At 64.5% G+C, this 12,661-nt stretch carries 11 protein-coding genes; 5 read left to right on the forward strand and 6 right to left on the reverse strand.

Translation table 11 applies throughout. The features are described 5' to 3' along the window. Positions 1-222: 222 nt before the first annotated feature. Both eno and QCE73_RS20820 read right to left on the reverse strand, forming a co-directional pair. Complete coding sequence (gene eno, locus QCE73_RS20815) at positions 223-1,497, reverse strand: phosphopyruvate hydratase (RefSeq protein WP_309883373.1); 1,275 nt, start codon at positions 1,495-1,497, stop codon at positions 223-225. Beyond that, positions 1,494-2,510, reverse strand: coding sequence for a phosphotransferase (locus QCE73_RS20820; protein WP_309883374.1), 1,017 nt, complete (start codon positions 2,508-2,510; stop codon positions 1,494-1,496). Before QCE73_RS20820 ends, eno begins: the two co-directional genes overlap by 4 nt. Before the next feature lie 187 nt (positions 2,511-2,697). On the opposite strand from QCE73_RS20820, the gene QCE73_RS20825 reads away from it, so the two are divergent. Further along, entirely contained in the window at positions 2,698-3,723 is a 1,026-nt protein-coding gene (locus tag QCE73_RS20825; protein WP_309884178.1) for an SGNH/GDSL hydrolase family protein, read from the forward strand. A gap of 20 nt (positions 3,724-3,743) precedes the next feature. Here QCE73_RS20825 and QCE73_RS20830 read toward each other — a convergent pair whose 3' ends face one another. Genes QCE73_RS20830 through QCE73_RS20845 form a run of 4 tightly spaced genes read right to left on the reverse strand, consistent with a single transcriptional unit; the run spans position 3,744 to position 7,528 of the window. After that, positions 3,744-4,574 (reverse strand): amidohydrolase family protein, encoded by an 831-nt coding sequence (locus QCE73_RS20830; protein WP_309883375.1) that lies wholly within the window; start codon positions 4,572-4,574, stop codon positions 3,744-3,746. 13 nt (positions 4,575-4,587) lie between these two features. Further along, on the reverse strand, positions 4,588-5,418 hold the full coding sequence (locus QCE73_RS20835) for a TIM barrel protein (protein ID WP_309883376.1): 831 nt from the start codon (positions 5,416-5,418) through the stop codon (positions 4,588-4,590). Beyond that, positions 5,415-6,155, reverse strand: coding sequence for an SDR family NAD(P)-dependent oxidoreductase (locus tag QCE73_RS20840; protein ID WP_309883377.1), 741 nt, complete (start codon positions 6,153-6,155; stop codon positions 5,415-5,417). Before QCE73_RS20840 ends, QCE73_RS20835 begins: the two co-directional genes overlap by 4 nt. 23 nt (positions 6,156-6,178) lie before the next feature. Then, positions 6,179-7,528: an MFS transporter gene (locus tag QCE73_RS20845; RefSeq protein WP_309883378.1), complete on the reverse strand. Its 1,350-nt coding sequence runs from the start codon at positions 7,526-7,528 to the stop codon at positions 6,179-6,181. Between the two features lie 157 nt (positions 7,529-7,685). Here QCE73_RS20845 and QCE73_RS20850 point away from each other — a divergent pair, with 157 nt between their 5' ends. From QCE73_RS20850 to QCE73_RS20865, 4 genes are all read left to right on the forward strand, one after another. Beyond that, positions 7,686-8,603 carry a LysR family transcriptional regulator gene (locus tag QCE73_RS20850; protein ID WP_035502042.1) on the forward strand — a complete coding sequence of 306 codons (918 nt, stop codon included), beginning with the start codon at positions 7,686-7,688 and terminating at the stop codon, positions 8,601-8,603. 98 nt (positions 8,604-8,701) lie between these two features. Then, positions 8,702-9,319, forward strand: a complete 618-nt coding sequence (locus QCE73_RS20855) for a dihydrofolate reductase family protein (protein ID WP_309883379.1) — start codon at positions 8,702-8,704, stop codon at positions 9,317-9,319. A 67-nt stretch (positions 9,320-9,386) separates the two neighbouring features. Continuing rightward, complete coding sequence (locus QCE73_RS20860; RefSeq protein WP_309883380.1) at positions 9,387-10,169, forward strand: DUF4239 domain-containing protein; 783 nt, start codon at positions 9,387-9,389, stop codon at positions 10,167-10,169. A gap of 106 nt (positions 10,170-10,275) precedes the next feature. Then, entirely contained in the window at positions 10,276-12,660 is a 2,385-nt protein-coding gene (locus tag QCE73_RS20865) for a bifunctional salicylyl-CoA 5-hydroxylase/oxidoreductase (protein ID WP_309883381.1), read from the forward strand. Position 12,661: the final 1 nt, after the last annotated feature.

Below are 12,661 nucleotides of genomic sequence, written 5' to 3' on the forward strand. Positions count from 1 at the left end.
AACGGACTCCTTTCCGATTGCCCGACGTCTGCAATTCGAATGAAAGTGGGAAATTATTAACCAAAAATTCCATGCCGGGAGGCGATAAACTATCGCAGTCCGAATGGTTCTCGGAGGATTACCGACTATTCAAAAACTTAGAGGTAATGCGATGACGTCAATTTTCAGATCAGTCTGAGTGCGAAACACCGCCGACGCATCACGCTTCGGGACGTCGAGCGCTTACCGCCTTCGCGACAACACCACCTCCCCAGCAAACCCCATCGCCCCACCCTCCTCGATACGCACCCCTTCATTCCACTTCGCCATCCGTTCGGACCGTGAGAACGACCCGACCTTCAACTGCCCCGCGTTCCAGCCCGTCGCAAGATGAACGATCGACACATCCTCGGTTTCCCCCGATCTCGCCGACACAATCGACGCATAGCCATGCTTCCTCGCCGCCCGAAGCGCCGCGAGCGTTTCCGTCACCGTGCCTGCCTGATTGAGCTTGATGAGCGCCGCATTGCAAGCCCCTTTCGCCGCACCATCCTCGATAAGCCCGGCGCGCGTAACGAAAAAGTCATCGCCCACGATCTGCACCTTGCTTCCCGCCGCTCGCGTGAACGCGATCATCCCCGCTTCATCGTCTTCCGATAGCGGGTCTTCGATCGAGACGATCGGGTATCGCGCGATCCATCGCAGCAACTTCTCGATCATCGCGTCGGTGTCGAGCCGCACGTTGTCCAGCCCGAGCGTGTACTGTCCGCCTTTGCCGAATTCTGACGCGGCGATATCCAGCGCGATGCCCATATCCGTGCCCGGAACGAAACCCGCCGCTTCGATCGATGCGACCAGCACGTCCATCGCTTCCTCGTTGCTGGAGAACGCGGGCCACCATCCGCCTTCGTCCGCCACGCCCTGCGCCGCGCCGCGTCTGCGCATGAGCACGCCCGCGTGCCGATAGACCTCGGCGGTCATTTCGAGCGCCTGCGCAAAACTCGTGGCCGATGTCGCGATCACCATGAAATCCTGCACATCGACGCGCCGTTCCGCATGCGCGCCGCCGCCGAAAATCTGGATTTGCGGAAGCGGCAAGGTCACTTCCTCGTCGCCCGCGACGTGACGCCAGAGCGGCAAGCCGCGCTCATCGGCGGCCGCATGCAACGCCGCAAGCGATGTCGCGATCAGCGCGTTGCCGCCGAGCCGCGACTTGTCCGGCGTGCCATCGAGCGCGATGAGCATCGCATCGATCGCCGCCTGCTCCGCGACCTCGTGGCCTCGCAACGCGGGCGCAATCTCGCGCGCGATGCCGGCGATGGCCGTCTTGACGTCCTTGCCATCGAACGTTGTGCCGCCATCGCGGAGTTCCATCGCTTCGCGCGAACCGCGAGACGCACCGGCGGGCGCGATGCCGCGTCCCCGCGCGCCGGTTTCCGTGACGATTTCCACTTCGACAGTCGGCCGTCCGCGCGAATCCCAGATACGCCGCGCTCGCACTTCTTCGATTCGACTCATGCGGAAAACTCCCTTTGCCAGAACGTTGTGATGTCGGAGAGCGTGCTGTCAGGCCGTCCGATCAGTTCGATCGCGGCAGCGCGCACGCGAGCGCGGCGGTGTTCATCGAGATACTCCACCGGCGATTTGCCGTCCACGCGCGCCAGCAGCAGCGCCGCGAGCAGCGATGCGACGCGCTCGAGCAACGCGTCCGGTTTAGTCCACGCGATATGCGGCACGTAACGCTCGACCAGCTTCGCAAACGACAGCATCAGCGCAGCAAGCGCACCCGGCGAGCGCACCGACTTGAGCAGGAAATGATTGAGGCAGAAGGCCACATCGAAGGCAGGATCGCCGTACCACGCGCATTCCGCATCCAGGATCACCGGCCCCGCCGGTCCCAACAGGATGTTCTTCGGGCTGACATCGCCATGAACGAGCGCTTCTCGCGTGCCCGCCGTGCGCTCGATCAGCGAGCGCAGCGCCGCCGCCACTTGCGGGTTTTGTCGAGCGGCTTCTTCCAGATACGGTTCGAGACGGATCGCGTGAAAGGTATCGTCATTCGCGAACCGGGCGGCGATCTCGGCGTCGCCGGCGGTCGCTGCGTGAATCCGGCCCAGCACGTCGCCCAGTTGCGCCGCGATCGCCGGATCGACGCGGCCATCCATCAACTCGCGCTTCCAGTTCGCGTATGTCGGCGGGAGAAACGCCATGACGAAGCTCTTGGTTTCGTGATCGACGCCGAGCACTTCAGGCACATGCCCCGGCACGATCCGGCCAGCCGTCCGAAGCCAGCCGATCTCCGCATAGACGCGCTCGACCGGCACGATCCAGTCTTTCGCGACCTTGAGCTTCGGCAGAGCCTGCTTCAGGCAGTAGGTCTCATCGCCGATATCGAGCCGGAAAATATTCGAGGAGACGCCGCCGGTCAGCGGCGTGAGCGTCGCGGGAGCGGCGTCATCGGCAAGATGGAGTCGTCGCAGCAGATGCGCGAGTGCGGAAGGATCGTCTGCAAGATCGATGTAGTGGTCCACCCCTGGCGTCCTCGCAGCAGTGATTCGAACGAGCCGTCGTCGGCCAATGGTAGCCGATTCGCCAAGGGAAACACGCGAAGCGCATCTTTCTTGCTTACCGATGTTCCAGACCGCCGCTCACGCGCGGCCGACGACCAGCCGCCATCGCGGGCAATCCCGCCCCGGCCGGGGCTGGCACGGAGGAATGATGCGTCATACCCGAATCACCCCCGGCATTCGCCACGCAATTTCTGCCATCCTGATTGCACTGCTTACCTCATGCGGCGGTAGCAGCGGCGACTCGGGCGGAAGCAGTTCTTCGGCGCCCGCGGGTGGCGTCAAGTTGCAGGTTGTGGCGTTCGGAGACAGCCTGTCTGACGTCGGGACGTATCAGCCGATCGCGAGCGTGGTCGGCGGCGGACGATTCACGACGAATCCGGGGCAAGTATGGTCCCAGGACGTCGCGCAGTATTACGGCGACACGCTCACCGCGGCTTTCACGATCGACCTCGGGCACGAACTGAAGGCCCAAAGCGGATTGGGCTACGCGCAGGGCGGCGCCACGGTCGCCACGCCGGCCGATCAGAATCAGTTCCTGACGGACGTAATCGGCAACGTCGAGATGCCGGTCACGCAGCAGATTTCGAGCTATCTGTCGTCGCACGGCAGTTTCAATTCGAACCAGCTCGTGCTCGTCTGGGCCGGCGCCAACGACGTGTTGCGCGCGGGCAGTCCGCCCGCCGCGAACACGACCGTGCAGACCGCGGCGACCACGCTCGCGCAACAAGTCGCGCAGATCGTGCAAAGCGGAGGCGTGCATGTCGTGGTGGTCAACGTGCCGAACATCGGACTTTCGCCCGATGGCATCAAGTCGTCGGATGGCGGCGGCAACTTCACGCAACTCTCGCAGCTCTTCAACGCGACGCTGAACTCCGCCCTGCAATCGAACGGTCTGCAGGGCAAGGTCATCGTCGTCGACTCCTACGCCTGGACGACGCAGACTATCGCGAACTTTCAGGCCAATGGCTTCACCGTGTCCAACACGGGTCAGGCATGCGATCCGTCGAAAACACCGCACGACACGTCGCTGCTCTGCTCGCGGGCGACTTACGTCTCGTCGAACGCGGATCAGACGTACATGTTCGCCGACGATCTCCATCCGACGACGCGCATGCACGCTCTCTTCGCGCAGTACGTCGAGCAGCAGATCGCGGCGAGCGGGCTGGGGCACTGATCGCAACAGCGCCCGTTCGCCTACGCGCCGAAACCGAACAGCCGGCGCGGTGTCTCCCATTGAATCTGTCGACGCACCTGCGCATCGGGCACGATCTGCTCGAAGAGCGTCAGCAACGGCCCATAATCGAGCCGCTCCGGTGCCCGAAGGAACGGCCAGTCCGAACCCCAGACGCAGTTTTGCGGCCCGAACGCGCGTAGCAGCGCCTGCGCATACGGCCACGCGTCTTCGTACGGATGCGCGCGCGCCGAGTACTTCTGCCAGCCCGACAGCTTGACGCTCGCGTGGCCGCTGTCCGCGAGCCGCAGCAGCGCCTGAAAGCCGGGCTGCGCGATGCCCGCGCCGATGTCGGGCCGCCCGCCGTGGTCGATCACGATCGGCGCCGCCTGCCGCGACAGCCAGGATTCGAGCGCGACCATCTGGTCACCGGTTACCTGGATCTGCGCGACCATCCCGAGGTCCGCGAGCGACGCGAAGAGCGCGCCCGCGCCGAGCACGGCATCGACGCCTTCCATCGCCGGGTTGAACGCGACGCCGGCGACGCCCGCGCGATGCAGCGCCGCAAGCTCGTTGCGCGATATGTCGTCATCCACCACGGCGATGCCGCGCAGGCGTCCTTCGTATGTCTCCAGTGCATCGAGCAGGCATCGGTTGTCGGTCCGGTAGCCGCTCGTCGGACCGACGAGCAGTGCATGCCGCACGCCATACGCATCCATCACCCGGACGAACTGCGCGGCCGTGCCGATTTCCTGCTGCGCGGGCCGATACGGCGTGTCTTCCCGATACGGAAAGCGCGCGGGATCGAACACGTGGCAGTGACAGTCGATCTTGTCTTCTTCGAATACGCTCATCTCTGTTCCCCATTCAGACCGATGCGACGCCGAGCCCGTCGAACACGCGCCGCGCCGCGCGGTACGCAAGCGCCAGCCGCGCGTCGGCGGGCAGGGACGGATACGGCATCTCGACGCTCAGCGCCACATCCGCAGGCAACGCGCGCAGCAGCGCGTCGAGCGGTAGCGCGCCGTCGCCCGGCGGCAGGCGATCGGTGCGCGCTTCGCGGATCGCTTCGTCGTCGCTGGCGGGAAGCGCGGCGCGCGCATCGCACAGTTGCGCGGAACCGATCCAGCCGGGCGGCATCCTCGCGATATCCTCCGGCGTGCCGCCCGAGCGCGACAGATGTAGCGCGTCAACGAGCACCGCGAGATTCGGATGACCGACCCGCGCGATCATCTCACGAGCTTGCGCGAGCGAGCCGACATGCCGCCAGCGCATGAATTCCAGATCGATGCGCAAGCCGAACGGACGGCCGAGTTCGGCCAGCGCGGCAAGATTGGCGGCGAGGCGGTCCTCGTCCGGATCATCGCCCGATACGTTCACGCAACGCGCGCCGAGCGACGCCGCCGCTTCGAAGAGCGGCATGAACGAAGCGGGATCGAGCGCCGGCACGACGGGAATGAATTCGACGTCGTGTACCGCGATGCCTTCGCCCGCGAGCGCGTCCCGCAATTCATGGAGCGTCGCGGAGCCGGACGTCATCGGATATGCGACGCCGCCCGGCACCGCCGGATGCATGCGCAGACCGACCGCATCGAAACCCGCACGCGCGGCAAGCCGGACCCAAGGCACGGGCGCAACATCCAGCGCGGTCAGATGCGCGACCGCGAGAGGCCGCGCGAGAAACGGAGCGGCCTTCAATACGTGGCCCTCCCGCCCGTCAGATCGAAGGTGAAGCCCGTCGTGAAGCTGCACGCGGGACTCGCGATCCAGCTCACCATCGCGCCGACTTCGTCGATCTGGAGAAAGCGGCCCATCGGAATCTTCGCCTTGCTCGCCTCGATGTGCTGCTCCGACATCTCGTTGAACAGTTCCGTTTCGACCATCGCGGGCGCGACGCAGTTGATCAGCACGTTGTCGCGCGCCAGTTCCTTCGCGGCGGACTTCGTGAACGCGATCACGCCCGCCTTCGCGGCGGAGTACGCGGAGATGTACTGCACGCCCTCCTTCCCGGCGATCGACGCGACATTGACGATGCGCCCGCCGCCCCTCGCGCGCATATGCGGGATGGCGGCGCGGCAGCAGTAGAACACGCTGTTCAGATCGACGTTCAGCACGCGCTGCCACGCATCGACGGGATATTCCCAGCTCGGCGCGACCGGTCCGTTGATGCCCGCGTTGTTGACGAGAATGTCGATATGCCCGAGCGCCGCGACGGTCGCTTCGAACGCGCGGACGACCGATTCGTGCGATGCGACATCGACCTGCTGCAGATGATCGGCTTCGAAGCCAAGACGCCGCGCATCGCAGCCGGCGACATCGAGGTCCCAGATCGCGACGCGCGCGCCGTCGGCCTTGAGCTTCCGGGCGATGCCGAGGCCGATTCCGCGCGCCGCGCCCGTCACGATGGCGATGCGGCCGTCGAGAGAGTGACTCATTGCAATGATTTCCTTGAGGTCGTTCAGATGGAGGAGGAAGCGGAACCCGCGAATTCGATTCGCCTGATGTCGCCGACGACGAACACATACGAGAGCGCGCCAAGCAGCGTCACGGCCGAGATGAAGGCGAGCGCATACACGAACGAGCCTGTCGCGTTGACGATCAGCCCGACCACGAGCGGCGTGACGATGCCGGCCGCATTCGCGAACAGGTTGAAGATGCCGCCGCTCAGGCCGAGCAGGCCCTTCGGCGCGATATCGGAGACGATCATCCAGGCGAGCGCCGACATCCCTTGCGCGAAGTACGCAACGCACAGGATCGCGATCACGACGGTGATCGAATCGACGTAATTCGCCAGCACGATGCTCGATGCGGCGACGAGCCCGGCGATCACCGGCAGCTTGCGCGACCAGTTCAGCGAGATGCCGCGACGCAGCATCGCATCGGAAATCCAGCCGCCCGCGAGCGTTCCGACCGACGCGGCGATGAACGGCAGCACCGCGACCATGCCGACCTTCAGCCACGGCATGTGGCGTTCGGTGACGAGATAGGTCGGAAACCACGTCAGAAAAAACACGTTGGTCGAATTGCACGCGAACTGGCCGATGCAGATGCCGAGCATGCTGCGGCGGCGCAGGAGCGCGGCGATATCGGACCAGCGAAAACGCGTCGCCTGCTGGCTGCCGTCGACCACGCCGCCGCCGCTCGCGATGTAGTCGAGCTCGGCGCGATTCGCCCGTTTCGACTCGTGCGGTTCGCGAAAGCGCATGAGCCAGATCGAACCGAACACGATGCCGACCGCGCCGACGATGCCGAACAGCGCACGCCATCCATAGCGATGATCGATCCAGAAAAGCAGCGGGCTCAGAAACGCGAGACCGACATACTCCGCGAAGGTGTAGACGCCCGTCGCGCGGGCGCGCTCGCTCTGCGGAAACCATATCGCGACGACGCGGCTGTTGGTCGGAAAGCATGGCGCCTCCGCAATGCCGATCAGGAGCCGCATGATCAGGAGCGAGACGAAGCCCGTCGCGAGCCCCTGCAGACCGGTGAACAGCGACCACAAGGTCAGCGCGAAGAAATACGTCCAGCGTGTGCCGATGCGGTCGAGCATCACGCCGCCCGGAATCTGCGACGCGGTGTAGGTCCACGAAAATGCGGAGAAGATCACGCCCATCAGCGCAGGCGTCAGACCCAGTTCGTAGCTCATGCCGGGCGCCGCAATGCCGGCGACGCTGCGATCGAGGTAGTTGATCATCGTGCCGATCGCGAGCAGCGCGAGGATGCCGAAGCGCGCGCGGGTGCGCGTCGCGGCCGGCGCCGCCGCGGCGGCTTGCGCGCCGATCGCGCGAGGCGAGTGGGTCTGGTTCATCGTGTCTCCGTCCAATGTTTTCCGGTCTGCGCGCCGCCGTGGCAAAGGCCCGACGCGTCCTGGAAATACTAGAGAGTTGGCCGTGGGCTGTCGTATGCCGAGTTTCGGCTACCCTATAACCTTTGGTTAATCGCCCGAACGGGCAGCCGGAGAAACGATGCGCTTCAAGCTGCGGCAAATGGAGGTGTTTCGCGCGGTCATGCTGACGGGCTCGATCAATGCAGCGTCGAAAATGCTGTATGTATCGCAACCGGCTGTCAGCAAGCTCGTCGCGCATACCGAGACCACGCTGGGACTGCGCCTCTTCGAGCGCGCGAAGGGCCGCCTGATCCCGACCGCCGAGGCGCAGGCGCTGTTTCGCGAAGTCGAGCAGGTGTATCAGTCGGCGCTGCGCGTCGATGAATTCGCGCGGGCGCTCGCGCTCGGCCCGGCAAGCCTGCTGCGTATCGCGTGCAGCCCGTCGCTCGCGCCGGCCGTCGTCGCGCCTGCCATCGTCGAACTGAAACGGCAGTTGCCGGGGCTCAGAGTCGACTGGCATACGACGCTCATGGCCGACATGCCGCTCGAAGTGCTGAGCAAGAGCGTCGAAGTGGCGGTGACCTCGCTGCCGATCGAACACGAGCATCTCGAAGTCGTGCCGTTCATGCGCGGACGGATGGTATGCGTGCTGCCGCCGGATCATCCGTTCGCCGCGCGCGAGCGGATCGCGCTCGCGGACCTGAAGGACGAACCGATGATCCTGTTCAGGCGCGACATCCCGTTCGGCACGATGATCGCGCGGGCGTGCCAGCAGGCCGATGTCGAGCTGACGTCGGCGGTCGACGTGACCCGCGCCGATCAGGCGCTCGCGCTCGTGCGTGGCGGCCTCGGGCTCGCCATCGTCGATGAGTACGCGACCGGCGGCATCGACTGCATCGTGCGGCCGCTCGTCGAAGATCTGGAGATGGTATCGACGTTCGTCTATTCGAAGTTCTCGCCGCCGTCGAGGAGCGCGATGGTGTTGATGCAGGCCGTTTGGCGGCGCGCGGACGAACTGGGCCGGCGGATTGGCAACATGCCGGGCGAAACGAGTTGAGCGGCACTGGTTTCGGGGCGCATGAGCGTTGTCGATTTACCCGCGAGCCGCTCGTCGTCTATATGGACCGATCGAGTCCGTCGACATGGAGAACACATATGCGCAAGCTCATCGTTTCGGCTTTCATCAGTCTGGATGGCGTGATTCAAGCCCCCGGCGGGCCAACGGAAGACACCAGCAACGAATTCCGTCTGGGTGGCTGGATCGTGCCTTATGCCGACGAAACCATCGGCCAGCACGTGCAGAGTCTGCTCGCGCAGCCGTTCGATCTGCTGCTCGGACGCCGTACTTACGACATCTTCGCGTCGCACTGGCCGCACGTTCCGGCCGATTCGAAGAGCCGCGCCATCGCTGACGTCTTCAATCGCGTCGCCAAGCACGTCGCCACGCATCGGCCCGATGGTCTTGGCTGGCAGAACAGTCACGCGCTGCAAGGCGGTCTCGCCGACGCGGTGCGCGCGCTCAAACAAGAAAACGGCGCCGATCTGCTGACGTTCGGAAGCGGCGACATGGTGCGCCAACTGCTCGCGGCCGGTCTCATCGACGAACTTTGCCTTCTGATCTACCCCGTCATGCTGGGACGCGGCAAGCGCATGTTCAGCGACGACGCGCAGGTGTCCGCCTTCACGCTGGCGCATTCGACGCAGACGCCCGGCGGCGTGCTCATCACGCGCTATATCCGCGACGGCGAAGTGCGCACGGGCGCGTTCGAATAAGGCACCCGCTGAACCAAACCCGCTTGTGCTTAAATGTGCTTTCCGTTCAGCCACGGAGCACGTCCCGATGACGAGTACCTGGTTGCATAACCTTCCGTTATGGGAAATGACGCTCGTCGTTTTCGGCGTGGTCGGCATCGCGGGAGCGGGAATCCATTTCGTGGCGGGCCGACTTGCGGCGAGCGCGCATCGGCGGTCGTTCATCGCGCTCTCGCCCGGTCTTCTTTCGCCGATAGGCGTGATCTTCGGCCTGCTCATCGCGTTCACCGCCGCGCAAGTCTGGAACGATACGGCGCAGGCCAACGCCGCGGTGGATACGGAAGCCGGCGCGCTTCGCTCCGTCGTCGTCCTGTCCGCGGTTTTCCCGGAAGACGCGCAAGCGCAACTGCGCAAACTGGTGCGCGAGTACATCGAATACACGGCGACGACCGAATGGACTTCGATGGCGCAAGGCGCGGTCACGCTGAAGATCAGCCCGCCCACGCTGAACCGCGCGATGCAGTTTGCGCTCTCGTTGCCGGCGAACACGCCCGGTCAACAGACCGCGCAGCACCAGGTGGCGGTGTCTCTCGAACAGGCGCTCGAAGCCCGTCGTCAGCGCATTCTGGTGAGCCGCTCCGAGGTCAGCGGCATCAAGTGGCTGTGCCTGAGTTTTCTGGCCGCCTGCCTCGTCTTCGCCATCGCGCTGATTCATGGCGAAAACCGTTTGACGTCCGCCGTCGCGATCGGCTTGTTTTGCGTGTGCCTCGCGACCACCGTGTTGCTGATCCTTTCGCACGATCGCCCGTTCTCGGGCGCGATCGCCGTGTCGCCCGAACCGCTGTGGCAGGTCATCCCCGAGGATCGATGATTCCGTCGGCATCTTTCGCACGCTCGTTCGATCGACTATTTACTTGACATCTAAACTATCTAAACCTAAATTATCGATGTGAGAAGACAACGGTCGGAGAGCGAGCATGCGCATCGTCTGCATTGGCGGAGGCCCGGCGGGCCTGTATTTCGGGCTTTTGATGAAGCACCGCCACCCTGGCTACGACATCACCATCGTCGAGCGCAACCGGCCGTATGACACGTTCGGCTGGGGCGTCGTGTTCTCGGACCAGACGCTCGGCAACCTGCGCGCGGCGGACCCGCAAAGCGCCGACGCCATCCTCGATGCCTTCAATCACTGGGACGACATCGAAGTGCATATCGGCGGCCGCACGATCCGCTCGTCGGGTCATGGGTTCTGCGGCATCGGCCGCAAACGTCTGCTGAACATCCTGCAAGCGCGTTGCGAAGAACTCGGCGTGAAGCTCGTCTTCGAAACGCATGTCGTGAACGACGACGACTACGACGCCGACCTCATCATCGCGAGCGACGGCGCGAACAGCGCGGTCCGGCAGAAATACGCGGCGACCTATCAGCCCGACATCGATATGCGCGATTGCCGCTTCGTGTGGCTCGGCACGAACAAGTGCTTCGAAGCCTTCACGTTCGCATTCGAAAAGACCGAATGGGGCTGGTTCCAGGCGCATGCCTATCGTTTCGACGACAACACATCGACGTTCATCGTCGAAGCGCCCGAGCGCGTATGGCGCGCGGCCGGCCTCGCCGACATGAGCAAGGAAGACGGCATCGCGTTCTGCGAAAAACTCTTCGCAAAGTATCTCGACGGCCACGCGCTGATGTCGAACGCCACGCATTTGCGCGGCTCGGCGCAATGGATTCGCTTTCCGCGCGTCGTGAATCGCGAATGGGTGCACTGGCGCGATGGCGCGAACGGCAAGCGCACGCCTGTCGTGCTGATGGGCGATGCGGCGCATACCGCGCATTTCTCGATCGGTTCCGGCACGAAGCTCGCGCTCGAAGACGCGATTGAACTTGCGAACAGCATCGACACCGCATTTGCAAAACAGAACGGCGATCTCGAGGGCGCGCTCGCGCATTACACGCAGGTGCGCAGCGTCGATGTGCTGCGCATCCAGAACGCCGCGCGCAATTCGACGGAATGGTTCGAGCATGTGGACCGTTACGCGGACTTCGAACCGGAGCAGTTCGCGTATTCGCTGCTCACGCGCTCGCAGCGCATCTCGCATGAAAACCTGCGCGAACGCGATGCGCGCTATCTCGCCTCGTTCGAAGACTGGCTCGCCGCGCGTGCGGGCATCGAGCGCACTGCACAGCAACGTTCCGTGCCGCCGATGTTCACGCCGTTCAAGCTGCGCGGCGTCACGCTGAAGAATCGCGTGGTCGTATCGCCGATGGCGCAGTACTCCGCCGTCGATGGCGTCGCGGGCGACTATCACCTGATGCATCTCGGCGCGCGCGCGATGGGCGGCGCCGCGCTCGTGATGACGGAGATGACGTGCGTGTCGCCCGAAGCGCGCATCACGCCGGGATGCCCCGGCATGTATGCGCCGGAGCATCTTGCCGCGTGGACGCGCATCGTCGATTTCGTGCACGCGCAATCGGATGCGAAGATCGGCATACAGATCGGACATGCGGGCGCGAAGGCATCGACGCGCGTGAGCTGGGAAGGCATCGATCAGCCGCTCGACGATGGCAACTGGCCGCTCGTGTCCGCTTCGCCGCAACAGTATCTGCAAGGCGTGAGCCAATGGTCGCGCGAGGCGTCGCATGACGAACTGCGCGAGATCGAAGCGCAATTCGTGCGCGCGACCGAGATGGCAGCGCTTGCGGGCTTCGACTGGCTCGAATTGCACTGCGCGCACGGCTATTTCCTGTCGAGCTTTCTCTCGCCGCTGACGAATCAGCGCACCGACCAATACGGCGGCTCGCTCGAAAATCGTCTGCGCTATCCGCTCGAAGTATTCGCGGCGATGCGCGCGGCATGGCCGCAAGACAAGCCGATGTCCGTTCGCATCTCCGCGCACGACTGGGTCGATGGCGGCACGACCCCCGACGATGCAGTAGAGATCGCACGCGCATTCAAGGCGGCGGGCGCGGACATGATCGACGTGTCGTCGGGACAGGTCAGCAAGCAGGAAAAGCCCGTGTACGGCCGCATGTTCCAGACGCCGTTCGCCGATCGGATCCGCAACGAAGCGGGCATCGCGACGATCGCCGTCGGTGCGATATCGGAAGCGGATCACGTGAACAGCATCATCGCGGCGGGACGCGCGGATCTCTGCGCGGTGGCGCGTCCGCATCTCGCGAATCCATCGTGGACATTGAACGAAGCCGCGAAGATCGGTTACTTCGATGTCGCATGGCCGAAGCAGTATGCCGCCGCCAAGTCACAACTCGAACGCAATCTGGAACGCGAGCGTGCGCTCGCCGCCGACAACGCGCGCCTCACGCCGCAAGAACGCGCGCAACGCGCCGAAGGAACGGTCTGAT

The sequence above is a fragment of the Caballeronia sp. LZ029 genome, from assembly GCF_031451275.1.
Classification (GTDB): domain Bacteria; phylum Pseudomonadota; class Gammaproteobacteria; order Burkholderiales; family Burkholderiaceae; genus Caballeronia; species Caballeronia jiangsuensis.

Bases quoted from the DNA above. Each gene is read 5' to 3' on its own strand.
- eno (WP_309883373.1), bottom strand. From the start codon at position 1,497: ATGAGTCGAATCGAAGAAGTGCGAGCGCGGCGTATCTGGGATTCGCGC.
- QCE73_RS20825 (WP_309884178.1), top strand. From the start codon at position 2,698: ATGCGTCATACCCGAATCACCCCCGGCATTCGCCACGCAATTTCTGCC.
- QCE73_RS20830 (WP_309883375.1), bottom strand. From the start codon at position 4,574: ATGAGCGTATTCGAAGAAGACAAGATCGACTGTCACTGCCACGTGTTC.
- QCE73_RS20840 (WP_309883377.1), bottom strand. From the start codon at position 6,155: ATGAGTCACTCTCTCGACGGCCGCATCGCCATCGTGACGGGCGCGGCG.
- QCE73_RS20845 (WP_309883378.1), bottom strand. From the start codon at position 7,528: ATGAACCAGACCCACTCGCCTCGCGCGATCGGCGCGCAAGCCGCCGCG.
- QCE73_RS20850 (WP_035502042.1), top strand. From the start codon at position 7,686: ATGCGCTTCAAGCTGCGGCAAATGGAGGTGTTTCGCGCGGTCATGCTG.
- QCE73_RS20855 (WP_309883379.1), top strand. From the start codon at position 8,702: ATGCGCAAGCTCATCGTTTCGGCTTTCATCAGTCTGGATGGCGTGATT.
- QCE73_RS20860 (WP_309883380.1), top strand. From the start codon at position 9,387: ATGACGAGTACCTGGTTGCATAACCTTCCGTTATGGGAAATGACGCTC.
- QCE73_RS20865 (WP_309883381.1), top strand. From the start codon at position 10,276: ATGCGCATCGTCTGCATTGGCGGAGGCCCGGCGGGCCTGTATTTCGGG.